The following is a 24,103-nucleotide window of genomic DNA, read 5'->3' as shown; positions in this document are numbered from 1 at the left end:
TACCATGAAAAAAACCATCACCCTGGCAATCACCGGCGCATCAGGTGCGCCCTATGCACTTCGTTTACTGGAGCAACTGGTTGCGGCTCAATATGACGTATTTGTACTGATATCTTCTGCGGCTAAAGTGGTTTTTGCTACCGAAGAAGACCTCAAGATTCCGACTCAGCCCGAAGCAGCCAGTGCCTTTTTTACCGAGCGCTTCAACGCTACGCCCGGACAAATTCGGGTTTGTGGGAAAGAGGAGTGGTTTTCACCGGTAGCGTCTGGTTCTGCAGCCCCCAAACAGATGGTGGTATGTCCATGCTCTACCGGCTCACTGTCTTCCATCGCGGTAGGCGCTTGTGACAATCTGATTGAGCGTGCTGCAGATGTAGTACTTAAAGAGCGCGGGCAGCTGATTCTGGTAACCCGGGAAATGCCGCTATCGAGCATTCACCTGGAAAACATGCTCAAACTGTCACAAATGGGCGCTACTATCATGCCCGCCTCGCCCGGCTTTTATCATCAGCCCCAACAGATCAGTGATTTAATTGATTTTGTGGTGGCGCGTATACTCGACCATTTAGGCGTAGAGCAGTCATTGATGGAACGCTGGGGCTATCAAAACAAGTAACCCGACGGATTTATATTTGCAAAGGAAAATTAAAATGATAACACGCGCTAAAAACGCCCCTGTTGCACTGCTTCTCATAGCTTCATCAGTATTAAGCCTGCCAGCTTTTGGCTGGGGCCAAACCGGCCACCGCGTTACCGGCGCCATTGCCGAGCGCCACCTTTCTGCCGAAGCCAAACAGCAGATAGCAGCGCTGCTACCGCTCGAATCGCTCGCAGAAGCCTCCACATACCCTGACGATATGAAATCGAACCCTTCGGAGTTCTGGCAGAAGACCGCTTCCCCCTGGCATTACGTTACCGTTCCCGAGAGCAAGCACTACCATGAAGTAGAAGCCCCCAAAGAAGGCGATGCTTTTACTGCCTTAACAAAATTCCGCGCAACACTTGAAGACAGCAAGGCATCTAAAGCAGACAAACAGCTGGCATTGCGCTTTATTGTGCATATCATTGGCGACCTGCATCAGCCCCTTCATGCTGGGAACGGCACCGATCGTGGTGGTAACGATGTCAAAGTACGGTTCTTCTGGCAAGATTCCAACCTCCACCGCGTGTGGGATTCGCAAATGATTGGGCAGAAAGAGCTGTCTTATACCGAATGGACTGACTGGCTCGATAAAAAGATCACAGCGCAAGACATAGAAGCCTGGCACTCAACCGATCCAGAAGTGTGGATCACCGAGAGCACTAAAATCCGTGACACCATCTATCCCGAAGATGCCAACCGCATGGCCTATGATTATCTTTACGATCATATCCCCACCGCAAAACGTCGCCTGCAGCAGGCCGGCATCCGCATTGCGCACTATCTGAATGAAGTGTTTGCCAAATAAACGCAGGCGCTCAGAAGCCAAATTAATGCTTATCTGAGCGTCTTATTAACGCTCTGTGGCCACACACTCCAGATTATCAAGCACAATCTTTTGGCCCGTTGCATTATTACTCAGCAGGCACAGCGTGCCTTTTTTATATAAGGTGAACGCGTAAGCCTGATTGTTATGGCGGCCTTCAACGGGTCTCCCCAAACTATCCAGGTGCTCTCGTCGCTCGATGGTCACTAACGAAGAGTTTGTGAACACATCGTCAGCCAGCGTGACTTTGGTTCCACCAAACCAATCACTAATTACCCTCTCTATCTGCACTTTCTGCTGATTGGTCAGGCTTTTCACCGTGGCAGGATAAAGCTCATTATCACTCGTTTGTGCGCAGCCACTGGCTAATACCAGTGACGCACAGGCCCAAAGCCGGATTAGCTTTTGCATTACTCTTGCTCCGTAACAATCGGCTCATTGATTTTGTTTTGCAAAATGAGTCGTTCCTTGAGGGCGAATGGATTTTCAATAGCCAGTGAAGACTCCGAACTCTGTGCATTAACCGCATCAGGTGACACCGGTGCAGGACTGACAGGCTGAGGGCAGGACCCGGTTTCCGCATATGCCAGTGCCGTTGAAAGCATGCCTTCAGCAGGATCGCCCAACGGCTGGCTAAAGTCATCGTCTACAGCACAACCAGGTACCTCATAGCCATAGTTAGGCGTTTCGGTAGGAATAAAGCCATCGGCATAATCACCAAACCCTTTGTAATTTATACCCTGAAACTGAATGGAGAAATAGGTAGTACCGCAGTTGTCAGTCGGATAAAAGCCATAGGGCTTGCCGCAGGTGGTTGAGCCTATCTGGACAACTTCTACGTCGATCCCACGCAGAGCATTGATAACTGACTCACTCGCTGAGCAAGACGCACCGGTGGTCAATACGAATACCCGGGTTAATGACAGGCTGGGTAGCACCGCGCTGAGTAAACGGCCGGCATTATAGTCTATTTCATTGCTGTAAAAGGGCGTGGGCTGAATAACACTGCCGGTAACCGGATCCCTGTTTGGCGATTTATCATTGAATTGCAAGGTTTCAAAATAAGCATTGTTGGTCTGGGCAGGCCCCGCCACCATGTAAGACAGCTGAGATGCCAGCGCCAATAAGCCGCCGCCGTTATAACGCAGGTCAATAACCAGTTCGGTGACGTTCTCATCAATAAATCCATCAAAAGCGTCAATCAGGTCATACTGGGCGGTTCGGATAAAGGTATTGAACTGAAAATATCCGGTTTTGCCGGCAGGCGTATCCAATACCTGAACGTGCTGCACCGGTGATACCTCGACATCTGCAGAAGTCACATCCACTGCCAGTTCATCACCATTAACGAGTTCAAACACAAAACGGGTAGTGGTGCCATTATCACTGGGGAATAGCGCTGCGTTTAGCGCTTCGATATCGGAATTATTGTTGGTATTGACAAAGTCTATACCATTCACCAGCTTTACTGACGCGCCCCTTGGGATGCCAGCTAAATCAGCAGGTGAGCCTGGTTCGGCAAATCTGACCACTAACTCTCTTGGCGAGGTATTTCGCACAAACTCCCAGTCGAATCCATAACCTGAAGCAACACCACTTTGGGTCAGTTCATTGTATTCATCGGTAGGTTGATAAAAATGGAAATTATCTTTTGGCGTACCGCTTGGCGTGGTCGCGGTCGTCTTTAACTGGTCAAAATATCCCAACACCGAATAATTAGCCGGATTGTTATCCTCTACTTCGTCGTACCAGAGGTAGGTTTCATTAGTCCAGCTACGCAGCCAGAGTTTTTCCTCTAAACTACTGCCAGCCGCATCGGGGTACTGTTGGCCGGTAAAAGGATCAACACCGGTTCGTGGCGATTCGCACTTCGCCTCCAGCGATGATGCTGATGCAAAAACGCCTGGTTGCCAGGATGGCCCGGTCGGTGTAGGTGTTGGCGTGGGTGCTGGACCCGAAGAATTGGAGCTGCCACCGCAAGCTGATAATCCTGATACCGAGATTGCTGCGACGATGACTGCCGCTAATTTAGATAAGCGCATAATTGCCTCCCTGGCACTTATTATTTTCTGTCGTACTGTATTTTAACTGTATCGAAGGTGATAACAATTAAAATCATTATGGCTGACAACTGTACCATTTAATTGAATTCAAGGGTATCCAAATCGCCTGAAAACAGTCAGTTACCAGACTAGTCCGGTTTAGCAGTTGTCACACCGGCTTTCTTCTCAAATAGCCCTGTCCCTATAGAGCCATTATGACTTGAAAAGAGCGCCGGTGGTAAATATCAACCGAAGATAACAGCGCCTAATAATAGGAGAGCTTTTCCGATTTTCCGGCAAAAATGCGATACACCAGCACGGTATAGGCTAAAATGCAGGGCACTACCACAACCGCCCCCACCAGCAGAAAACGCAATGAGTTGCCATCGCTGAGCACATCCATAAACGCCAGCTTTCCTGGCACCACGTAAGGGTAATAACTGATCCCAAACGCAGCGAAGCATAAGCCAAAAATCAACAAGGCAATAGCAAAGGGTAACCATTCACCTTTACCGCCAGCGGCGGGCAGTTTTTTAAGTACCACACTGCATAGTAATAACAGGGCAAAGCAGGTCAGCGGGATAGTCATTAACACCCAGCCTACCGGGCTTTCCAGCCACAGCACCCGCACTTCATCATGCAAGGTAAGGTTAAGCAAACTGACAGCCAGTATACCGCTGGCCAGCACCAGCAGGCAGCGCTTAGCCCAGTAAAAGGCTTTGGCCTGTAAATCCCCTTCCGATTTGAGGATCAACCAGCAGGCGCCGATAAACGCATAAGCGGCAGTGACCCCAAAAGCGGCCAGTAAGGCAAAGCCCTGGGCATAGATATCGGTTCGCAAACCGGTAACCCAGATACCCAGCATGTAGCCCTGGGATAAGGTGGTGAGTATTGAGCCGTATTTAAAGCAGGTATCCCACCTGGGCTTTTTGTTCTGAGGTACTTTAGCGCGAAAATCAAAAGAGACGCCACGCAGAATAAGCCCCAGTAACATAAAGGTGGCCGGTAAATACAGTGTTTGCAGTATTTGGCTATGAGCCTCGGGAAAGGCAATCAGCAAAATGCCCACCGCCAGCACTAACCAGGTTTCGTTGGCATCCCAGTAGGGGCCGATGGAGGCTATCATGTCGTCTTTAAACTGTTCATTACGAGGTGGAAACAATACCCCTACGCCCAGGTCGTAGCCGTCGAGAATGGCATATAACAATACCGCGAGTGCCAACAATCCCAGATAGATATTGCCCAGCGCGGTAACAGAAAGTGATTCAAATGGCATGTCTGGCTCCTAGGCGTTGCTGCTGGCTATATCGAGTTTATTGGTGTGTCGTTCATCAGCATCTCCCTTGCTTATTTCCTCTATACCCACAGACTTGCGACACATCAGTGTCAACGTGCGGATATAAGCGACCATCAACACTGCATAGATCACCGCGTAAAGGGTGAATGACAAGCCGATATTCTGAGGTGGCAAACCCGTGACGGCATCAGCGGTACGCAAAACGCCGCTGACCAGGTAGGGCTGACGACCTACTTCGGTGACATACCAGCCGGCCAGGGTTGCCACCCAGCCACTAAAGCTCATAGCGATAAACAGCTTGCCTAACCAGTCGGGTAATTCACCCCTACGAAACAGATAATAAGCACCCGCCCAGGCGGCAAACAGCATGAGTACGCCCATACCAACCATCACCCTGAAAGAGTAAAACACCGGCGCTACAGGCGGATGCTCGCCGCGAAATTCATTTAAACCTTTAATTTCACCATCCAGCTCATGGGTAAGGATGAAACTGGCCAGATTAGGAATGGCAAGCTCGGCATGGTTGGTTCGCTCCTGTTCGTCGGGAATAGCAAATAACAGTAGCGGTGCGCCTTGCTCGGTTTCCCAAACCCCTTCCATCGCTGCCACTTTTTGTGGCTGATGCTCAAGCGTGTTCAAGCCGTGCATATCACCGGCCAGAATTTGTAACGGAATTAACACTGCCGCTGTATAGGTGGCCGTTTTAAGGGCCAGCTTCGGGGCAATCTTGTTATCACCGATAAGTAAACGATAGGCCGATAATCCCGCAATTAAAAAGCTGGCAGTGAGTCCGGAAGCCAGCAACATATGGCTGAACCGATAAGGGAAAGAAGGATTAAAAATGATGGCCGACCAATCTTTAGCGTAGATTACCCCATCAATGACTTCGTGCCCCTGAGGGGTGTGCAACCAGCTGTTGAGTGACAGGATCCAGAAGGCTGATAACGTGGTACCTGCAGCCACCACAAAGGTTGCCAGCGTGTGTAACCAGTTAGGCACCCGGCGCATACCAAACAGCATAATGCCCAGAAAAGTCGCTTCCAGGAAAAATGCGGTAAGCACTTCATAGCCCAGCAGCGGGCCGGCGATATTACCGGCTTTTTCCATAAAACCCGGCCAGTTGGTGCCGAATTGAAAAGACATGGTCACGCCCGACACAACGCCTAATGCGAAGGTAAGGGCAAATACCCGTACCCAGAAACGATAAATCCGCATCCATACCGGATGCCCACTCAGGTTTGAGCGCAGTTTAAAATAAAATAAGAACCACCCCAGCGCGATAGTGATGGTAGGAAAGAGAATATGAAAACTGATGTTCAGGGCAAACTGTAGCCTGGACAGTAACAATGCATCCACAATGGGCTCCTGGTTAGTTAGATTTGGCTGGCAGAAGCTTGTCTTTAAGCTCAAGAATGCGGCCAACCCCGGCGCCGAGTTTCATTAAGGTGTCGAGCTTTTCCGGGCCCAGGTTCTGTAATTCCTGAGACCAGGCTGTCACCGACTCGAGTAGATCGTGTATTTCATTTAAGCGGGCCTGAACGGCAATGTCTTTTTCACCGCTTGGTGTGTCCATCATCAAATCGCGCAGCAGCGACATGGTAGGGTCGATCTCCCGCTTACGGCGTTCCTCGAACACCCGGTTAGCCAGCACCCAGATAGTGCCCGCCGGAACGAAAAACTCCTTCCGTTCACCCGGTACATGATGTTGCTTAATAAGCTGCCATGATTGCAGCTCTTTAAGACCCATACTGGTGTTCCCTCTTGAGATACTTAACGCGTCAGCAATTTCCTGCGCAGACAATGGCTCTTCATTTAATACGATGAGCGCGAGAATTTGACCAACTGTGCGGTTAAATCCCCAACGATTGCCCATTTCCCCAAAATGCATAACAGCAGAAGTGACCAGCGGTGACATGTTCATTTTTATCTTCTAAAGTTTCAGTAATTTCTGAAAATTTAGATCGAACTTTGATTCAGATCAATATTTACTGCTGCTAATGAGTTGCACTCAATGGAACGCTAATAAGTGAGAAGTAGGGAAAAACGGATGAGTAGCCAGGCGAAACTGACCACCAGGTAAAGCAATGACCAGCCGACTAATCGACCTAACGGACTTTATTCCAAAGATTTTGATTTTTCTTAAACGAAAAATAGTCTGCCGGTTCCCAGAAGGCAGGGATCAGATCGTCAACAGCTTCCGGCGAGAAGTTACCGGACAACTGACTCATAATTTCCATGAGTCGCTCCCGACCGATGCGCATTAACTTTTTGCGATTCGCCGGGAAAAACAGATTGCTGGACTTTTTGATGACTTCGTCGCTACCAGAGCTAATGTAAGAAAGGTTTCTGGTGACCGGGCGCCCTACGGGCTCGGCAGGATGGGGCGGGTTTAAACGCGTCACAATAGCGCATTCGTACTGCTCCCGGTCGATGCCCTTTTCATTGCGCGGAATATAGGTCACGCCAAAACCAAGAGGGAAATATCCCACAATCTGCACAAATGCCTTGGCTAACTCAGCGTTAAGTGCGCCCTTTTTGGCCAGCTGTTCGATAAACACATAGCCTTTAGGCAGGTTTTTCCTGGAAAAATCCGGTTTGGTTGATAACACAATAGACGTGTAAATTTGCGGTATTTTTATCAGTTCCCCCACCCCGTTTTTAGACAAATAAGTGTCTTTCATCAGGGTCTGCATAAAGCCGTTAAGGGCGGTATGGCGCTGCACAAAACGATCCCGCTCGGCTTTGTCGTTGCCAATATAACGCGGCATCCCCAACCCATTTTTCAGGTATTCCAGGGTTTGGGTAAAATTAATTTTAAGCAACTGTTTACGGCTAGGCTCATCCAGCACGCGAAACTCATCCAGTTTATTGTCTTCGCCATGCAAAATAGACAGGGCCTCAGGTGACTGTAAGCCTATGTCCTGCAACAGGGCGCAGCTAATGATGGGAATGGCCACTTCTTGCTGCCACTTTTCATGATGTTCACGGTCGCCCTTAAAGCGTAATACCGAATCTTTAAGATAACGCAGATAACGGTTGTTGTGCACATCCATGTCGTGCACCTTATCCACCAGCCTTAAAGCCAGAACGGCTTTATAAAGTGGCTTTAAACGTTGGTGCAGGCTCGCAAAATTGCGTTCTGGTCCACGGGTGATGAGCATCAGGGTACCGAGAAATTTGGAGCTTAACATCTGGGTATCTTCAAAACTTTCGCCTTCGCACAGGCTAATCAGCTGACTGGCCACCGAATGCAGTCGCTCTACACGCCGATAGCGACCATCTTCGTGGGAGGCGGATATGTCTTTGATCTGCTTTCGCAGTTGCTCGGCTTTTGCCTGACCTTTTTTCTGCTGTTCTGCACGGGTAAGCTGCTTCTGTAACTCTGCGAGTGCTGACTGCCGGGCACTGCCCTCTGCAAAATATTGTCTGGCGTCACTGTAAACCGACTCCAGCCGATCGTCTTTAGGATAAACCTCTTCGATAAGCTGCTTAACTTGCAGAGTATAGTTGTTGTCAGGGAGTTCAAACTTACTCACTGTAAACCTTATTTTGTTTTTGCTTTCAACATGGTAGTCGTGGCGCGTTAAAGCCACCAATAATCATTTACAGCTCCCTGTACAGCTCAGAGACATCATCCGTGAACCGTATGTTATCGCAAGACAAACGGAATTTAGGTATTTATATTGATACCCACAGTATACTAAAGGTTAAGATTTTTGCCCGCAGCGGATAGCCGGGTGAACGAGCTGAATTCACCCAGGATGTGGTGTTTTTTCAGCTCTATAGAATGAAGTTTTTCACGCCGAACGAGGACATTACCTGTAAGGCAGCTCGGCCTGTAGAGGTGGCTATGCCACCGGCTTAATCAATATCGAGCGGCTCTGGTGAGAGTATAACGCCGGTACTGTCGGCATACAGATGATCCTCCGGCAGAAAGGTTACCCCACCAAAATTAACCGGCACATCAATATCACCAGTGCCCTGGCTGTCGGCATTCACCGGAATAGAATTAACCGCCAGAATACCGAGGTCAAAATCAGACAGGCTGTCGACTTCGCGAACACAGCCATAGCACACGATGCCTTCCCAATTATTTTCTACTGCCAACTGCGCAGATTCAGCATCAAACAACGCCCGGCGCAGCGAGCCACCACCGTCGATTAATAGTACTTTGCCATCGCCCGGTTCGGTGAGTACCCGGTCGATTAATTCCCTGTCTTCAAAACACTTCACGGTGGCAATTTCTCCACCAAAGGAATATCGACCGCCATAACTGGTGAAAATGGGATCGACCACATCCACGTTATCGGCGAATAAATCACATAACTCAGAAGTGTTATAGTCCATGTTTGTACCCTGTTGGTAAGCTAGGTTTTCGGGTTTTAGCATAGCACTCTAACAGTGATAACGCCTAGCGCAGAAATTGATTTTACTCACAAAAAATTTGATTTCGCTCTAACCTCCTGCCTTTGCCAGCCGCTGTCATAAACCTTTAGCAAAACTGTCACTTGTGTTTCACGAACACTTTTTAACCTGATAGCGTTGATGAAAAGGAGCCGCGTGGGATGGGCCTGAAAAATTTAACCAAATACGATACTGCAATCTTTCACTGGTTGTACGATCTGACCAAGCACCGCGATTGCCGGGCTATTGTCTGGTTGTCACGCACCGGTGATGGTTACCTGTATTTTGTTATTGGCCTGCTGCTGATGTGCTTCGAACCTGAGCACGGTGAGATTTTTCTCTACACTGCACTGATGGCGTACGGCCTTGAGCTACCAATTTATGTGGTATTAAAAAAGGCGCTTAAACGTCCTCGCCCGTGCGACTTTCTGGCAAACCTGACCGCTCACGTAACGCCGTCTGATAAATTCAGCCTGCCGTCCGGTCACACCGCTGCGGCCTGGTTAATGGCTACTATCATCGCGTTTTACTACCCTTCTTTCGCACTGCTTGCCTACACCTGGGCGAGCCTGATTGGCTTGTCCCGCATATTGCTGGGCGTGCACTACCCTACAGATGTAATTGCTGGTGCCTTGCTGGGCCTCACCATTGCCCAACTGAGTCTGACTATTCTGGTTTAACATGAAAATACTCTATGGCGTACAAGGTACCGGCAACGGTCACATTGCCCGTGCCCGGATTATGGCTGCGGCCATGGCTGAGCGTGATGACATTGACGTAGATTTTGTTTTTTCTGGTCGCGCGGCCGATGACTATTTCGACATGGAATGTTTTGGTGAGTATCGCACGTTCAGCGGTCTGACTTTTGCCACCCGCAAGGGGCAGGTTAGTCAGTGGGAAACGCTGAAAAACGCTAAACCATTGCAGTTATACCGGGATATCCGACAACTTGATGTGAGCAGTTACGACCTGTTGCTGAACGACTTTGAACCCGTTACCGCCTGGGCCGCCCGGCGTCAGGGGCTCCCCTCGATTTCGGTGAGTCATCAGGCGGCTTTCAGTCACGATATTCCCCGCGCCAGTGAGCATTTTACTGATAAGCTTATCTTGCGCAGTTTTGCCCCCACTGACATTCAGTTAGGCGTGCACTGGTTTCACTTTGAAAAACCCATAGTACCGCCATTTATTACAGATAAACCGGCGCCGCACCCGGCTAACAGCCACACGCTGGTATACCTGCCTTTTGAAGAGCTCGACGATATTCAGTTGCTGCTGGAGCCGCTCACCGAGCAACACTTTGTGTGCTTTCACCCCAAGGTGAAACAGCAACACACGCAAGGGCACATCGAATGGCACCCGCCTTCTAAGCCGGGCTTCCGCCATGCTCTGCAACATTGCTCCGGTGTGATCAGCAACGGCGGTTTTGAACTGGCCAGTGAATCACTGCAGCTGAAAAAGAAACTGCTGGTAAAACCCCTGAACGGCCAGTTTGAACAACTCTCTAACCTCAAAACCCTGATGTCACTGGGCCTCTGTCAGCCCCTTTACCAACTCGATACGGATACCGTGGAAGAGTGGTTACTGGAGCCGGCCAGTGAAGGGTTGCAGTTCCCCGACGATCCAACCCCTATGCTCGACTGGATTGTGGCCGGTGACTGGCACAACACCAAACCGCTGTGCGAAGCACTGTGGAAACAGGTAAATTTTGGTCCAAAGACCCGTGAACGTTTGATGTCACTTGCATTTTAATCTCCCTCTGCGATGATATCGGCACTTTTTATTTGGGGAGTGAGTGCGTGGCAAAACGTGTTGCATTATTACTGGTGTTGTTACTGAGTATTTCGGCCTGTGGATACCGCGGCGTCTTATATTTACCGGAGCAACCGCCGGCCAGTGATAGTGAACCTGCTGACGACTCGACTCCTGATACATCCGGAGATTCTCGCTAGTGGACTACTTCAGTTACAAAAACCAATCGCTGCACGCTGAAGACATTGACGTAAAGGTGCTGGCCGCCCAGTACGGCACCCCGTTATACGTGTATTCACGTGCCACCCTCGAGCGTCACTGGCACGCCTTTAACGATGCGCTGGGCGATCATCCGCACCTGATTTGCTACGCGGTAAAAGCCAACTCCAATATTGGTGTGCTGAGCGTACTGGCTAAACTGGGTTCTGGATTCGATATCGTTTCAGGCGGCGAACTTGCCCGTGTTATTGAGGCCGGCGGCGACATGAGCAAGGTAGTGTTCTCTGGCGTGGGTAAAACCCCGGAAGAGATCGAGTTTGCCCTGCAACAAGGTATTCACTGCTTTAACGTAGAATCGGAGCCGGAGCTTGAGCGTATCAATGCGGTAGCCGGTAAGCTGGGCAAAAAGGCACCTATCTCGCTGCGCATTAATCCCGATGTGGATGCTAAAACTCACCCGTACATTTCTACCGGTTTAAAGGCCAATAAGTTTGGCATTGCCCGTGAGCGTGCCGTAGAGGTATATAGCCTGGCAGCCAGCCTGGAACACCTTAACGTGGTAGGTATGGACTGCCATATTGGTTCACAGCTTACCGAAACCGGCCCTTTTGTGGATGCGCTGGACCGCTTACTGGAACTGGTGGATGAACTGTCGGCCAAGGGCATTGAAATCAGTCACCTCGACGTTGGTGGTGGTCTGGGTGTTACCTACAAAGATGAAACACCGCCGCACCCGAAAGAGTACGCCAAAGCCATTGCAGCAAAGATGGCCGGTCGCGAGCACTTAACGCTGATCATGGAGCCAGGGCGCGCTATTGCCGCTAACGCCGGCATCATGCTTACCAAGGTAGAGTTTGTAAAAGAAGGCGAGGATAAAAGCTTCGCCATTGTGGATGCGGCCATGAATGATCTCATTCGCCCGTCGCTCTACTCGGCCTGGATGTCGATTATTCCGGTAGATGAAAACCCGGCCCACAAACCCCATGTGTATGATGTGGTTGGCCCAATTTGCGAGACCGGTGATTTTATTGGTAAAGACCGCGAACTGGCGATTGCCCCGGGCGACCTCCTGGCGGTACGTAGCGCCGGTGCTTACGGGTTTGTAATGGCTTCTAATTACAATACGCGCTGCCGCCCGGCAGAGTTACTGGTAGATAAAAGCGATGTTAATGTGGTCAGAGAAAGAGAAAATCTAAAAGATCTCTGGAAAGGTGAGCATAAAGTTACGTAAACTAGAGCTATTCTAATAAGTCCTGTTGCGCTAAAACCCGTTGTTGTTTGTTGGGTTATTGTGATGAATACCACATCACCTTCTCTGCCATAACAACACCGGGTACCAAATAAAAATAGTCAGCAACACTTAAATAAACAGGCCCAGGATGCTGGTAAACTTTTCTAAAATGCACGGTCTCGGCAATGACTTCATGGTTATTGATAATGTGACCCAAAATGTTTTTTTCTCTCCGGAGAAAATCCAGCAGCTTGCCGACCGCAATTTTGGTATTGGGTTCGATCAACTCCTGATGGTTGAGCCGCCATACGATCCTGATCAGGATTTCCACTACCGTATTTTTAACGCCGACGGCTCAGAAGTGTCGCAATGCGGTAATGGGGCGCGTTGCTTTGCGCGCTTTGTAAAGCTCAAAGGTTTAATCAACCGCAACAAGATTCTGGTGAGCACCAAAGCCGGCAAGATGATCCTGTATCTCGAAAAGGACGGTCAGGTAACGGTAAACATGGGGGTACCGAATTTCACCCCGGCAGAAATCCCGTTAAAGGCTAACAAAGAAGAAAAAACCTATATTATTCGGGCCGACGATAGCACCCACTTTTGTGGTGCGGTCTCCATGGGTAATCCCCATTGCGTGCTGGAGGTTGACAACACCGAAAGCGCCGATGTGGAAACGGTCGGGCCACAACTGGAGCGCCACGAGCGTTTTCCTGAAGGGGTTAACGTGGGCTTTATGCAGCTATTGTCGGCCGAACACATTCGCCTCAGAGTATTTGAACGTGGTGCCGGAGAAACCCTGGCATGTGGTAGCGGAGCATGCGCAGCAGTTGCAATAGGACAAATACAAGGTAAATTAGGGAAAGACGTTCGGGTGGATTTACCTGGCGGGCGCTTACGCATCCGCTGGCAAGGGCCGGGAAGCCCATTAAAAATGACCGGACCGGCTGAGCATGTATACGACGGAACAATAAATATATGAATGAACTATCAGGTCAGGCCAATACAACACTGCAGTTTGATACCGACTTTCCTGAGGTAGGCGAGTTGACTGCCGAACAAGTGAGTCAGTATCTGGTCGAGAACCCTGATTTTTTTATTCAGCATCCGAGTATTTTGGAAGCGCTGCAAATCCCCCACCTGCAAAAAGGCAGCGTGTCCCTGGTAGAATTACAAAGTGAGCAGCTACGCAAAAAAGTGCGCCTGCTCAACTATAAACTCAGTCAGTTAATTAGCATTGCCAAGCAAAACGAAAAAATTTACCGCGCCTACGCCGATTTAAATCTGCGCCTGTTAACCTGCAAAGATGTCGGCGAAATGCTACTTAAACTGCAGGAAACCCTGCAGGATGAGCTGGGACTGGCGAGTGTCGAACTTAAGCTGTTTAAAGGCGCCAATGCGTTGCCAGAATTGCAGCAACGGCTGTTTATGGAAAAGCGTTTTAAACAGGGGCCTTACTTTTTTGGCCGTCTCAGTCAGCATGAAAAACAACTGTTGTTTGGCAACGAAGTCGCCGAATCCGTGGCTTTGATCCTGCTTGGTGAGAACCGCAATTTAGGCGTGCTGGCCGTTGGCAGCCGTAGCGCCGACCACTTTACCCCCGATATGGACACCCTGCTGCTAAACCAGCTACGCGAAGTGCTCAATGTTGTTCTGCCCGAGAAACTGCGTTACTGATGAGTGCATCGGCAGCCGACACTCCTGTATCGCTGGCGCCGGACTGCGAACACTGGCTGAGCAAGTTTATTGATTACCTGCGTTACGAACGCGGCCTGTCTGATCACACCATAAAAAATTACACCCGACAGCTTGAACAGATTGCGCTGAGTCTGGAGCTGGCGAGCTGGCAGCAACTGAACCAGGCCGCGGTAAAAAAAGCCGTCGCCATTGCCCGCAAACAAAACCTCGGCGCTCGCAGCACTGCGCTACGCTTATCTGCACTGCGCACATTTTGTAAATATCTGTTGCGCCACCAGATTATCGGCACCGATCCGGTAGAAGGCATTTCCGCCCCCAAAGCAGAAAAGCCCCTGCCCAAGCAAATGTCGGTGGACGATATGTCTGCATTGCTAAATGAGTCGGATGATGAAGAGATTGTTATCCGCGACCAAGCCATGTTTGAACTGATGTACGGATGTGGTTTACGCCTCAGTGAGCTTACTTCGCTGGAGCTTGAGCACATTACCGGTGACCGTCAGTTACGCGTAACAGGTAAAGGCAACAAGCAACGCCTGCTGCCCATTGGCCGTAAAGCCTGGCAGGCCTTGCAGCGCTGGCTGGCCATTCGCAGTCATTGGGGCGCGGGCCTGGATGACGCAGTATTTATCAGCCGTCAGAAGCGACGGATATCCAATCGTCAGGTAGGTAACCGCCTCACGGAAATGGCGCGGCGGCAAACCCTCAACCAGCGCATTAACCCGCACAAATTGCGCCACTCTTTTGCTACCCATGTGTTGGAGTCGAGCGGTGATTTACGTGCAGTACAAGAGTTATTAGGCCACGCAAATCTGTCGACCACTCAGGTATACACTCATCTGGATTTTCAACATTTAGCCAAAGTGTATGATACAGCCCACCCTCGCGCCCGTAAGAAGAAAGATTAAACAGCCAGTCAGGAATTTTTGATGCAATGTTACCGCCCGGTTTCGCCGGTTAAAGCTATGACCTTTGATTTAGACGACACCCTGTACGATAACGAGCCTATCATTGCAGGCGCTACCCAGGCCCTGAACAATCGTATTGCCGAGCTCTACCCGGCCGCAGCCGCGCTACCACCAGCACAATGGGCCGCTATTAAACGCGACTTGATTAAAGGCAACCGGGGATTAGCTTCGGACATGGGCCGATTACGCTACGAAACCTTGTATCACGGACTGGCTGCAGAGAAGTTAGACTACGACCAGCGGCACCAGGCTGCACAATCGTTGTTTGATTATTTTTACCATGCCCGCAGCGACTTTGCTGTAAACGAAGAGGTCAGAGAGGTACTGACTGCACTGGCCGCAAAAGTCCCGTTAATCGCTATAACCAATGGCAATGTGGACACGGTACAAATAGGTATTGATGAATTCTTTACCGCCACGTACCACGCCAGCCTGAGTCGCCCCAGCAAGCCCCACCGCCATATGTTTGATGAAGCGGCACAAACCTTAGGACTTGCGCCACACGAGATCCTCCATGTGGGCGACAACCTCGAAAAAGACGTACTTGGCGCACATCAGGCCGGCTTACAAACCGCCTGGATTGCAGTAAACCGCCCCATGGATCTGCGTCAGGAAGACGTAAGCGTGTTACCCAGTGTTCATCTGCACAGCCTGGCGGAATTACTGTGGTTTGTTGCCTGACAACATCTACCCCCAACCAAGACTAATTGGAAGCTACCATGCAGATCATTCAACACAGCGAAGACCTGATCACAGCCACCGGCACCATGCGCAACTATATTTATCGCCCGGCCAGTGAGCAACGCTATCCGGCCATCGTGTTCTACTCTGAAATATTTCAGCACACCGCGCCCATCGCTCGCTCGGCAGCGCTCATGGCAAGCCACGGTTTTGTGGTAATCGTGCCGGAAGTCTTCCACGAGCTGAATCCCAGAGGTACGGTACTTGGCTATGATGACGAAGGCAAAGACAAAGGCAATAACGACAAATGGCAAAAGCCGTTAACCAGTTACGACACAGACCTCGATGCCATTATCGAGCACTGCAAAGCCGCGCCCTATTGCACCGGCGCCGTAGGGGCCATGGGCGTTTGCCTTGGCGGTCATTTGGCTTACCGGGCCGCGATCAATCCGGCGGTGGCGAGTGCCTTTTGCCTGTATGCCACAGACATCCACAGCAATACCCTGCCTGCCAGTAATGAAGACCAGAGCTTCCATCGCATGGCTGATATTCAGGGCGAAGTGTACTTTGTGTGGGGCAAACAAGACCCTCACGTGCCCGCCGAGGGTCGTTTGAAGATTTATCAGCAATGCCTGGCCAGCGGCCTTAATTACCAGTGGCAGGAAGTCAATGCCGTGCACGCCTTTATGCGCGATGAAGGCGAGCGCTATGACGGCGCACTGGCATTACAGATGTATCAGCAAGCCGTGCAGTTTTTTCAGCGAACCTTAAATATTTAGGTAATTCCCAGTCATAGTCGGTGCCCATTCTGGTGCCGGCTCATCGGGTTTCTCCGGCTTTTTCTCCATGGCTGAGCTTTTGAAACAACCAGCCAATCCCAACCAGACTTAAACCCAGCCCGATAAACGAGACTGCGCGATAAAGCCCTTCAAGGTGGGCCATATCAACCAGAAATGCTTTGACGATCACCAGAGCCAGCACGCCAAAGCCGATATTACGAAGTCGCAGTTGCGCCTTATACTGGCTTAAAAATATCATGGCAGTGGCCAGTAACAACCAGACAATTGAATAGGTATATAGCTCAGCCTGTTCGAGGCCCCCGCTTAACTTAAGTGCGCCCCCGTTATAGGCGCCGCGGATAACGCCATTGATATAAAAGCAACTCAGTATTCCACTCAGTGCATAAAGAAAAGGTAGCGACCTGACTGGTGTGAAACCCAGCCGCGCAACAATTAGCAGGATGACAGCCGGGATAGCCCACAATATCAATAACCAGTTAATCAGCAGTCTGCTACCCGTGTCGACGGACTGAATAAACGGATTACTGAGCACAGAAATATCAAAATGAAGCAGTCCGGCCCCACCGCCAGTAACAAGCCAAACCCCTGATAAAGTCGAGTAGCTTTAAGGGCTAATCTGGCACGCCACCAGTAAACAGCCGACAGAATAAGCCAGTTTAGAGCCAACAGAGCTGCTTCTGTGAAGCTCAGATCGATAAAGTCAGGATAGTGCCCTACGAGCCAGAAAGTGGTTTCTGTGGTGACAAAGAGGGCCAGTACATGCAAAAAGGCCCCTTCTAACCAGCGCTTAAACTCTTGTGACTCGTTGTAGGCGCGGCTAAACCACAAAATGCCCAGCACCAGCGGATAGATTACCAGCGTCCAATGCACGCCTAGTATTTGTTGCCCCGCATAAGTATCCAACCACGGTGCAAAGGTGAGACGCACTGCCACTACCATAAGTGCCGCTTTAAACAACCAGTCTGGTAGATGTACCCTGAGCTTCCAGCTCAGGTAGCTCATAACAGCAATCTGAATGGCAATAGCCAGGGTTAGGCTGGCGGCGTCAAGCAACATGGTCATGCACAGGGTAATAGATGTATTAGCCAGGATACTTAAGGTTACCTGCACTAAAGTGTTGGTTACCCTGCTGGCGATAACAGAACTGCCAATCGCAATCACAGCCAGTTGAATCGCCCAAACCGGATAAAGAAACGCGCTTGCCTCGGCTGCTGCCAATGCGAAACTTAATGCAAACATACTCATCGGGCCGAGCACTAACAGCAATAAATACGCCGGTCGTTGCCATAACCGGTACATCAGGCCACTGTATACCAGTGTTGCCCAGGCTGCCAGCTGGGCAAACAGGTAGTTATCCTGAAACGGGAACAGGTTGTCAGAGTAATCCTGGGCACCAGGCATTCGGATAAACACAAATAGCAGAAATCCAAGTCCCAGGAAGGCCCAACTATCCAGCGCGCTATACCGGGCTGGAACCACCCAAAACAGTGCACATAGGGCCACCGCGCTGATTAACAGGTGATGTGGTGAGCCCTGTGCAGCGAGAAACCCGGCCAGCGCCAGCACAGGCAGCACAACACCAAGGTGTTCTTTGCGAGGCATCAACAACGTTCTAAAGGGCAGGCTTTTGGTCATGGTAGCGCGTAAACTCCATCCCATCAGATCGGATAAAACAAATAAATAAGCACTCACCAGGGTAAACAATAATAAGGCATAGAAGTGACTTTGACCGGCCATTAAAGTGGCCATGACCAACCAGCCAAAATTGGCGAGAAAACTCAGCCACCATAAACGCATTTGACGAACGCTTTGCGCAACCCAGATGGCTGAAACCGAAACGAAAGCCGTATAAAGTAATAATGCTGCCACATTCCCGGAGTCAGTATTAACCAAAGCCGGCACCGCATAAGCGCCTGTCACGCCTATCCAGGCCAACAACGGGCCAAACCTTAATGCCAACGTCGCTGAAACAAGGGATACAATGGCCAACAAGCCAAAGGCCAGTTGCGCCTGGATAAAATCGTAGTAGTCGTAAGCCACCAGCACCATCGCAAAGCAGGTAATAACACCACCACTGGCAAGTGCCGCACAAACATACGGAGAGTGGATATGAAAACGCTCCCGGCGACGGAAGAGATAGTCTGCCGCGACTACCAAACTCACACCGAACACGGTACCCAGGATCACTCTGAGCTGTGGAGATAACAATCCGGCTTCAATGGAATAGCGGGCCAGAAATATGCCCCCATTGCCAATACCAGGCCGCCAAGCCACAGCAAGCCATTGCCCTTGATAAACTGGTCAAAATTAAACGAACCGCTCTTTTGAGTAGCAGACGGCGATTTTGTTTTTTCGGACGCGCTTATGGAAACGGCTGCTGAGAATGGTTTTACTGGACTTGCAGAAGCCTTTATCGGGCTTGCAACAGTCTCGGGAAGGCGGTCTTCCTGACCGGCATTTGTTTCAGACGGCTCAATAGACTCCGAAGCGGCACGTTGACTGGATATTAAACTGTTAAGGCGGCCAATCTGGCGCGCCTGTAAGTTGATGTGCTCATGCAGGACTTTGATCTCTCGCCTGAGCTCATTAAGGGTCGAGCGGTTACTAAAAGAGAGTATCGCGCCGGCAATTAGAAACAATCCAATGAACACCACCAGTATCAACCAGTCCATGTTAGCTCCCTTTCATCACTTATTATTGTTTAGGCTTATCCTTTATTGGCTAAACATGCTTGATTTGATGAGGTGAGTCAAACCTAAATCACTGGTGTTAAAGGCGCACGCGGGGTAATCAGAACCGGACCCACAAGTTAGCTCTAAACGCCAACCTGTTAAAGGGCTCCCGGATAACACCATGCGTTTCCGGGACTGCCAAAACGCACAAGCTTTTTGCAGGCCTCCGGGATTTTAAAACGCAGCCAGGTAATTTAAACGACTTGGTAAGGGCGATCCCGGATGGCGCTGTGCGCCTCCGGGATTTAAAACGCTAAGGCGTTTTAAAACATTGCGTTGGCCAGGGATTTTTGTACGCCCTGGGCGGTCTCTGATTTCAGTTCAAACTCAAGCGGTGTGGATTGCCCTGAAACACAGATTTTAAGTTCAGCGTCCAGGTCGAAATGACCAGCAGTTTCTACCTTAAACTGAGTGATCGCTTTATAGGGAATGGAGTGGTAGTCCACTTTGCGACCGGTCATGCCCTGCTTGTCGATAAACATAAACCGGTTACTGGTAAAGACAATTAAATCCCTAACCAGTTTGTAAGCACTTACCACCCTTTCACTGTCGCCCAGTATTGGTGCTAGCTCTTCCTGAACTTCAGCGACATCTACTTCACTGGCATTGCCCATGAGTGCATCAAGTAAACCCATGATGATCTCCGTTTTGTGATTAATTAGAATTTTACCTTAGCACACCTTTTTAGAAATTCAGCCTCCCGGGCATGACTCGGCGACAGAAAATTTCACATTCACGACGAAGTTGCCGCTAAATTAGACAGCCAAATGGATTTACCATTTTTCTCGACGCACAAGATGGTAAGCTAGAAGCAAATAGCTAAAGGATAAATTAATGGAAAGCACTGCGCTGCAAGTAAGCTTCGATGATGTTCATCAGGCATCCTTACGTTTGATTGGCAAAGTTACTCGTACGCGGCTAATCGAATCGAGTCGACTTAATCAATGGCTGGGGCAGCGTATCCTGTTTAAAGCTGAATGCTTTCAAACCACCGGCGCATTTAAGCTGCGCGGCGCCACTAACTTTATTGCGAGTTTGCAGGAGCAGGGCAATATTCCTCGCCATATAGTAGCAAATAGCTCCGGCAACCATGCACAGGCTGTAGCCTATGCCGCTTCACAGGCGGGAATACCGGTAACGATATTTTCTACAGAGAACATCTCCGAGGTAAAAGCAGCAGCAACCGAGGATTATGGCGCAGAGCTGCGCCTGTACGCCACCCGCCCGGAAGCCGACGAAGCGGTAAAACAAGCAGCAAAGCAAGAAGGCGTAGTATGGATCCCGCCATTTAATCATCCGCTAATTGTGGCCGGTCAGGGCACCGCCACTCTGGAAGCTATCCAGGATGCCGATCACGTAGACGCCGTATTTGCCCCCTGTGGCGGTGGCGGTCTGCTAAGCGGCAGTTTACTGGCAACCCGCCATCTGGCTCCCCATGCCAAAGTGATTGGTGCAGAGCCGCTGCTGGCTAACGATGCAGCACGCTCGTTACAGTCTGGCGTCATAGAATCCCTCAGCGGGCCGGTTTCAACCTTAGCTGATGGCGCTGCAACGCCCTCAGTAGGTGATGTAACGTTCCCGATATTGCAACAACTCGACGACTTTTACGAAGTCAACGAGCAGCAAATAGCTTACTGGACCCAGTGGTTACAGCATCTGCTAAAATTACACGTAGAGCCCACCAGCGCCATGAGTATGGCGGCCGTTGCCGCGTGGGCAGTGAATTCGCCCAAAGGGCAAACCGCAGTGGTTATCCTTTCTGGTGGCAATATCAGTAAAGCCACCATGACAAAGGTCTGGGATACCGACTATTTATTACAGCCCCCTATCATTGAATAACAGCAAACTGAATAACACTATGCATAAAAAATCATTGCTCACACTCTCTGCTTCGCTGCTCCTTTCTGTAGGCTTTAGCGTGTCGCTTAGCGCCGCCACGCTGATCACCAATGTGAAAGGCTACACCCTCAACGAACAAGGTAAACTTATCCAATTCAAGCGCATGCTGGTTGATGACGCGGGTAAGGTAGTCAGCCTGGATCCTAAAAATGTACCGAACAATACAGACAGACTGGACGGCCACGACAAGGTACTGCTACCGGGCCTGATTGATGCTCACGGGCACTTGCTGGGCCTGGGCGGTAATCTGCTGGAAGTCGACCTGCGCGAAAGTGGTACCATGCAGGAAGCGGCACAGTGGGTAGCCCAATACGCTATGGGCCATGCCGATCAGGAATGGATTATGGGGCGTGGCTGGAATCAGGAACTCTGGAGCGATCGCTCTTTTCCCAATGCAGAAGTACTCGATGATGTCATCAGCAATAAGCCAGTATGGCTAACCCGGGTCGATGGTCATGCTGCCTGGGTAAACACTAAAGCGCTGGAACTGGCAGGCATCACCAACGACACCCCTGATCCTGCCGGCGGCCAGATTATCCGTGATGAAAACGGCCAGGCCACCGGCGTACTGATTGATAACGCCATGGACCTGGTTGCTGAGGTTATGCCCAAGCAAAGCAGCAAGTTATACCAGGCACAGCTCAATGCGGCAGGTGAGCACTTACTATCGGTAGGTATCACTGCCATGCATGATGCTGGCATTGGCCATCACGTCTACGATTTTTATCTGGCACGGGCCGCCGAGCAAAACCTGCCGGTGCGCATTTACGCTATGTTAAGCGCGACCGACCCTACCCTGCCAGATATGCTGGATACCGGCATTATTCGCAGCAGTGACGACTTCCTGTTTATTCGCAGTGTTAAGGCCTATGGCGACGGCGCATTGGGCAGCCGTGGCGCAGCACTGATTAAACCCTACAGCGACGCGCCCCACCAGCACGGCTTACTGCTCACACAACCGGAAGACTTTCCAAAAATCTTCCAACAGGTGTTGGGCGCAGGCTTTCAGCTGAATTTTCACGCCATCGGTGACCGTGCCAATCAAATGGTACTGGATGAATTCGAGCGCACCTTCAGCTCCACAGGAGGTCAGGAACTGCGCAACCGCGTAGAGCATGCCCAGGTGATTGCGGTAGAAGATTTATCACGATTTGCCGAGTTGAAGGTTTTACCCTCTATGCAGCCTACCCACGCGACCAGTGATAAAAACATGGCCGAAGATCGCTTAGGCAAAGACCGTATGGAAGGCGCTTATGCCTGGAAGACCCTAATAGATAGTGGTATTCCGTTACCTCTGGGCTCAGACTTTCCGGTAGAACTGGCCAATCCGTTTTATGGCCTGCACGCAGCGGTTACCCGTCAGGACAGAAACAACCAACCCGTGGCTGGCTGGTACCCGGAACAGGCATTAACCATAGAACAAGCGTTTAAAGGCTTTACGCTGGACGCCGCCTACGCCGCCCACATGGAAGACGCTCTGGGTACCTTAACCCCGGGGAAATGGGCTGACTTTATTCTGGTTGATCAGGATATTTTTGCAGTGCCAGCTCAGGACATCTGGAAAACCAAGGTCATTCAAACCTGGGTGGCCGGTGAGAAAGTGTTCGACGCGAACACCTCTGCCGAATAATCTTTAAAGGCCTGCGGCCTCTTTGGCCGCAGGCTTCTCGAATTCAACGCAGCACTTCACATCAATCTTTTCTTCGTACTCTGCCACTTGCTAATAATGATAGCGACATGAAATAACCGTAACTTCTGTATCATCCACGGCGTACACCAATCGATTGGTATCATCTATTCTTCGAGACCAAAAGCCTGAAAGATTTTCTTTCAGGGGCTCCGGTTTTCCGATACCGTCAAAGGGTGAACGCAAGACCTCATTAATTAGTTTATTGATACGTTTTAACGTTTTTTTGTCTTGAGTCTGCCAATAAATGTAACTATTCCAAGCTTCATCAGTCCATGATAACAGCCGTTTAGTCATCAATAAGTTCTCGCTGAGTCGTTTTGGCAGCTTTAAACTGTTCAATGGAACGATTTAAGTGCTCAGCGTTAGCCGGCGAACGAAGCAAATGAACGGTCTCCATAAGGCTGTTGTAGTAGTCCAGTGACATGACAACTGCGTTTTCTGAGTCACGACGAGTGATGACCGTTGTATCAGCATCGTTAATCACACGATCCAAAACGGCTTTAAGACTATTTCGGGCTTCCGAAAAAGAAACAATTTTCATATCGCACCTCACTTGTACATTATATAGGACAAGTTTATCCCGAAAACCCAAACATGTACAAGATATAGTCCATTTACTTGCTGCGGTAGTTAACAGCCTGAATGAAGGAGTGCCGATGACCAAATTTAAGCATTAGGAAGTGTTTCAGGGAGAGCAGTTGATACTGTCCCTCCATGCACAGCAATAAATAGAGTACTATTTATGCCCATCTGTTACCGGCTTATTCCGCCACAACAACCAGCGCGGCAAGCCAACTAAAAAGCAAACAAAGGTTACATAACCCAATATGCTTACCATCGGGCTATATAGGGCATAACTCAGCACCTGGGCTTGTGCAGGGTTGCCTGGTGAATATACAACGGTCAGGTTATCACCTTCTTCGATTAAACCCATGCCAGCATAAATATGAGCATTGGCGTATATTCGGTAGGTCTCTCCCGCTACCTGATACTCAACCGTAATCTCATGTAACTCAGACTCCCGCGGAGAGCCGGTTCCCCGAATTTGCTCAATATAAACCTGCTTATTCACCACAGTACCACTGGCGGAGTTTCCATTGATAAAACCGGTAAGCACACTGCCGCTTAACAACAACATAATAAACAGGCAAAGCCAACCGGTTGCCAGGGTATATTTGAGGTATTTTCTTTTTTGGGCTGTACTCAAATTCCTAATCTCCCTGAGTAGTATCG

Annotated in this window: 25 protein-coding genes and 1 pseudogene; 13 read left to right on the top strand and 13 right to left on the bottom strand. The window is 50.0% G+C overall.

Annotated features, from left to right (window positions below):
- Positions 1 to 4: 4 nt before the first annotated feature.
- Positions 5 to 616, top strand: coding sequence for a flavin prenyltransferase UbiX (locus tag AC566Q_RS02695; RefSeq protein ID WP_499613357.1), 612 nt, complete (start codon positions 5 to 7; stop codon positions 614 to 616).
- Between the two features lie 34 nt (positions 617 to 650).
- Entirely contained in the window at positions 651 to 1,448 is a 798-nt protein-coding gene (locus tag AC566Q_RS02690) for a S1/P1 nuclease (protein ID WP_499613354.1), read from the top strand.
- Between the two features lie 45 nt (positions 1,449 to 1,493).
- Here AC566Q_RS02690 and AC566Q_RS02685 read toward each other — a convergent pair whose 3' ends face one another.
- The 7 genes from AC566Q_RS02685 to rraA form a co-directional block, all read right to left on the bottom strand.
- Positions 1,494 to 1,877 carry a hypothetical protein gene (locus AC566Q_RS02685; RefSeq protein WP_499613352.1) on the bottom strand — a complete coding sequence of 128 codons (384 nt, stop codon included), beginning with the start codon at positions 1,875 to 1,877 and terminating at the stop codon, positions 1,494 to 1,496.
- On the bottom strand, positions 1,877 to 3,508 hold the full coding sequence (locus tag AC566Q_RS02680) for a S41 family peptidase (RefSeq protein ID WP_499613349.1): 1,632 nt from the start codon (positions 3,506 to 3,508) through the stop codon (positions 1,877 to 1,879). Before AC566Q_RS02680 ends, AC566Q_RS02685 begins: the two co-directional genes overlap by 1 nt.
- A 265-nt stretch (positions 3,509 to 3,773) precedes the next feature.
- The gene (locus tag AC566Q_RS02675) at positions 3,774 to 4,784 is read right to left on the bottom strand and encodes a cytochrome d ubiquinol oxidase subunit II (protein ID WP_499613346.1); all 1,011 of its coding nucleotides are present in this window, start codon (positions 4,782 to 4,784) and stop codon (positions 3,774 to 3,776) included.
- 9 nt (positions 4,785 to 4,793) lie between these two features.
- Positions 4,794 to 6,161 (bottom strand): cytochrome ubiquinol oxidase subunit I, encoded by a 1,368-nt coding sequence (locus AC566Q_RS02670; RefSeq protein WP_499613344.1) that lies wholly within the window; start codon positions 6,159 to 6,161, stop codon positions 4,794 to 4,796.
- Between the two features lie 13 nt (positions 6,162 to 6,174).
- Entirely contained in the window at positions 6,175 to 6,726 is a 552-nt protein-coding gene (locus AC566Q_RS02665) for a GbsR/MarR family transcriptional regulator (protein ID WP_499613341.1), read from the bottom strand.
- Positions 6,727 to 6,910: 184 nt separating this feature from the next.
- The gene (locus AC566Q_RS02660; RefSeq protein ID WP_499613339.1) at positions 6,911 to 8,341 is read right to left on the bottom strand and encodes a hypothetical protein; all 1,431 of its coding nucleotides are present in this window, start codon (positions 8,339 to 8,341) and stop codon (positions 6,911 to 6,913) included.
- Positions 8,342 to 8,666: 325 nt separating this feature from the next.
- Positions 8,667 to 9,152 (bottom strand): ribonuclease E activity regulator RraA, encoded by a 486-nt coding sequence (gene rraA / locus AC566Q_RS02655; protein ID WP_499613336.1) that lies wholly within the window; start codon positions 9,150 to 9,152, stop codon positions 8,667 to 8,669.
- Positions 9,153 to 9,370: 218 nt separating this feature from the next.
- Here rraA and AC566Q_RS02650 point away from each other — a divergent pair, with 218 nt between their 5' ends.
- From AC566Q_RS02650 to AC566Q_RS02610, 9 genes are all read left to right on the top strand, one after another.
- Positions 9,371 to 9,889, top strand: coding sequence for a phosphatase PAP2 family protein (locus AC566Q_RS02650; protein WP_499613333.1), 519 nt, complete (start codon positions 9,371 to 9,373; stop codon positions 9,887 to 9,889).
- Position 9,890: 1 nt separating this feature from the next.
- Entirely contained in the window at positions 9,891 to 10,958 is a 1,068-nt protein-coding gene (locus tag AC566Q_RS02645) for an MJ1255/VC2487 family glycosyltransferase (protein WP_499613330.1), read from the top strand.
- Between the two features lie 47 nt (positions 10,959 to 11,005).
- Positions 11,006 to 11,158, top strand: a complete 153-nt coding sequence (lptM, locus tag AC566Q_RS02640; protein WP_499613327.1) for an LPS translocon maturation chaperone LptM — start codon at positions 11,006 to 11,008, stop codon at positions 11,156 to 11,158.
- Positions 11,158 to 12,408, top strand: coding sequence for a diaminopimelate decarboxylase (lysA, locus tag AC566Q_RS02635; protein ID WP_499613325.1), 1,251 nt, complete (start codon positions 11,158 to 11,160; stop codon positions 12,406 to 12,408). Before lptM ends, lysA begins: the two co-directional genes overlap by 1 nt.
- Before the next feature lie 148 nt (positions 12,409 to 12,556).
- Entirely contained in the window at positions 12,557 to 13,387 is an 831-nt protein-coding gene (gene dapF, locus AC566Q_RS02630) for a diaminopimelate epimerase (protein WP_499613323.1), read from the top strand.
- Positions 13,384 to 14,082, top strand: coding sequence for a DUF484 family protein (locus tag AC566Q_RS02625; RefSeq protein ID WP_499613321.1), 699 nt, complete (start codon positions 13,384 to 13,386; stop codon positions 14,080 to 14,082). The genes dapF and AC566Q_RS02625 overlap by 4 nt, the downstream gene beginning before the upstream one ends.
- A complete protein-coding gene (xerC, locus tag AC566Q_RS02620) occupies positions 14,082 to 15,008 on the top strand; it encodes a tyrosine recombinase XerC (protein WP_499613318.1) in 927 nt (308 codons plus the stop codon). Before AC566Q_RS02625 ends, xerC begins: the two co-directional genes overlap by 1 nt.
- A 21-nt stretch (positions 15,009 to 15,029) precedes the next feature.
- A complete protein-coding gene (locus AC566Q_RS02615; protein ID WP_499613316.1) occupies positions 15,030 to 15,749 on the top strand; it encodes an HAD-IA family hydrolase in 720 nt (239 codons plus the stop codon).
- A gap of 38 nt (positions 15,750 to 15,787) precedes the next feature.
- Positions 15,788 to 16,528 (top strand): dienelactone hydrolase family protein, encoded by a 741-nt coding sequence (locus AC566Q_RS02610; protein WP_499613313.1) that lies wholly within the window; start codon positions 15,788 to 15,790, stop codon positions 16,526 to 16,528.
- Between the two features lie 40 nt (positions 16,529 to 16,568).
- Here AC566Q_RS02610 and AC566Q_RS02605 read toward each other — a convergent pair.
- The 3 genes and pseudogenes from AC566Q_RS02605 to AC566Q_RS02595 all read right to left on the bottom strand — a co-directional run bounded on the left by AC566Q_RS02605 (position 16,569) and on the right by AC566Q_RS02595 (position 19,916).
- Positions 16,569 to 18,736: pseudogene (locus AC566Q_RS02605) on the bottom strand (DUF2339 domain-containing protein).
- Positions 18,733 to 19,221, bottom strand: coding sequence for a hypothetical protein (locus tag AC566Q_RS02600; RefSeq protein WP_499613310.1), 489 nt, complete (start codon positions 19,219 to 19,221; stop codon positions 18,733 to 18,735). The pseudogene AC566Q_RS02605 and the gene AC566Q_RS02600 overlap by 4 nt, the downstream one beginning before the upstream one ends.
- 323 nt (positions 19,222 to 19,544) lie before the next feature.
- On the bottom strand, positions 19,545 to 19,916 hold the full coding sequence (locus tag AC566Q_RS02595) for a PH domain-containing protein (protein ID WP_499613307.1): 372 nt from the start codon (positions 19,914 to 19,916) through the stop codon (positions 19,545 to 19,547).
- Between the two features lie 199 nt (positions 19,917 to 20,115).
- Between AC566Q_RS02595 and AC566Q_RS02590 the strand changes: the two genes are divergently transcribed.
- Together AC566Q_RS02590 and AC566Q_RS02585 are read left to right on the top strand one after the other, a co-directional pair.
- Positions 20,116 to 21,120: a serine/threonine dehydratase gene (locus AC566Q_RS02590; RefSeq protein WP_499613305.1), complete on the top strand. Its 1,005-nt coding sequence runs from the start codon at positions 20,116 to 20,118 to the stop codon at positions 21,118 to 21,120.
- Positions 21,121 to 21,139: 19 nt separating this feature from the next.
- Positions 21,140 to 22,810 carry an amidohydrolase gene (locus tag AC566Q_RS02585; RefSeq protein ID WP_499613303.1) on the top strand — a complete coding sequence of 557 codons (1,671 nt, stop codon included), beginning with the start codon at positions 21,140 to 21,142 and terminating at the stop codon, positions 22,808 to 22,810.
- Positions 22,811 to 22,900: 90 nt separating this feature from the next.
- Here AC566Q_RS02585 and AC566Q_RS02580 read toward each other — a convergent pair whose 3' ends face one another.
- From AC566Q_RS02580 to AC566Q_RS02570, 3 genes are all read right to left on the bottom strand, one after another.
- On the bottom strand, positions 22,901 to 23,164 hold the full coding sequence (locus AC566Q_RS02580) for a Txe/YoeB family addiction module toxin (protein ID WP_499613301.1): 264 nt from the start codon (positions 23,162 to 23,164) through the stop codon (positions 22,901 to 22,903).
- A complete protein-coding gene (locus AC566Q_RS02575; RefSeq protein WP_499613299.1) occupies positions 23,157 to 23,411 on the bottom strand; it encodes a type II toxin-antitoxin system Phd/YefM family antitoxin in 255 nt (84 codons plus the stop codon). The genes AC566Q_RS02580 and AC566Q_RS02575 overlap by 8 nt, the downstream gene beginning before the upstream one ends.
- Positions 23,412 to 23,606: 195 nt before the next feature.
- On the bottom strand, positions 23,607 to 24,077 hold the full coding sequence (locus AC566Q_RS02570) for a DUF3592 domain-containing protein (protein WP_499613297.1): 471 nt from the start codon (positions 24,075 to 24,077) through the stop codon (positions 23,607 to 23,609).
- Positions 24,078 to 24,103 lie beyond the last annotated feature (26 nt).

The organism is Alteromonas sp. H02 (assembly GCF_059682525.1).
This window is presented reverse-complemented; position numbering and strand designations above follow the sequence as displayed.

Coding starts and splice junctions, on each gene's coding strand:
- AC566Q_RS02595 (WP_499613307.1), bottom strand. CDS start 19,916: ATGGGTTTACTTGATGCACTCATGGGCAATGCCAGTGAAGTAGATGTC.
- AC566Q_RS02665 (WP_499613341.1), bottom strand. CDS start 6,726: ATGAACATGTCACCGCTGGTCACTTCTGCTGTTATGCATTTTGGGGAA.
- AC566Q_RS02585 (WP_499613303.1), top strand. CDS start 21,140: ATGCATAAAAAATCATTGCTCACACTCTCTGCTTCGCTGCTCCTTTCT.
- AC566Q_RS02610 (WP_499613313.1), top strand. CDS start 15,788: ATGCAGATCATTCAACACAGCGAAGACCTGATCACAGCCACCGGCACC.
- AC566Q_RS02615 (WP_499613316.1), top strand. CDS start 15,030: ATGCAATGTTACCGCCCGGTTTCGCCGGTTAAAGCTATGACCTTTGAT.
- AC566Q_RS02645 (WP_499613330.1), top strand. CDS start 9,891: ATGAAAATACTCTATGGCGTACAAGGTACCGGCAACGGTCACATTGCC.
- xerC (WP_499613318.1), top strand. CDS start 14,082: ATGAGTGCATCGGCAGCCGACACTCCTGTATCGCTGGCGCCGGACTGC.
- AC566Q_RS02575 (WP_499613299.1), bottom strand. CDS start 23,411: ATGAAAATTGTTTCTTTTTCGGAAGCCCGAAATAGTCTTAAAGCCGTT.
- AC566Q_RS02685 (WP_499613352.1), bottom strand. CDS start 1,877: ATGCAAAAGCTAATCCGGCTTTGGGCCTGTGCGTCACTGGTATTAGCC.
- AC566Q_RS02650 (WP_499613333.1), top strand. CDS start 9,371: ATGGGCCTGAAAAATTTAACCAAATACGATACTGCAATCTTTCACTGG.
- AC566Q_RS02590 (WP_499613305.1), top strand. CDS start 20,116: ATGGAAAGCACTGCGCTGCAAGTAAGCTTCGATGATGTTCATCAGGCA.
- AC566Q_RS02680 (WP_499613349.1), bottom strand. CDS start 3,508: ATGCGCTTATCTAAATTAGCGGCAGTCATCGTCGCAGCAATCTCGGTA.
- AC566Q_RS02675 (WP_499613346.1), bottom strand. CDS start 4,784: ATGCCATTTGAATCACTTTCTGTTACCGCGCTGGGCAATATCTATCTG.
- AC566Q_RS02695 (WP_499613357.1), top strand. CDS start 5: ATGAAAAAAACCATCACCCTGGCAATCACCGGCGCATCAGGTGCGCCC.
- dapF (WP_499613323.1), top strand. CDS start 12,557: ATGCTGGTAAACTTTTCTAAAATGCACGGTCTCGGCAATGACTTCATG.
- AC566Q_RS02580 (WP_499613301.1), bottom strand. CDS start 23,164: ATGACTAAACGGCTGTTATCATGGACTGATGAAGCTTGGAATAGTTAC.
- AC566Q_RS02600 (WP_499613310.1), bottom strand. CDS start 19,221: ATGGACTGGTTGATACTGGTGGTGTTCATTGGATTGTTTCTAATTGCC.
- AC566Q_RS02625 (WP_499613321.1), top strand. CDS start 13,384: ATGAATGAACTATCAGGTCAGGCCAATACAACACTGCAGTTTGATACC.
- rraA (WP_499613336.1), bottom strand. CDS start 9,152: ATGGACTATAACACTTCTGAGTTATGTGATTTATTCGCCGATAACGTG.
- AC566Q_RS02690 (WP_499613354.1), top strand. CDS start 651: ATGATAACACGCGCTAAAAACGCCCCTGTTGCACTGCTTCTCATAGCT.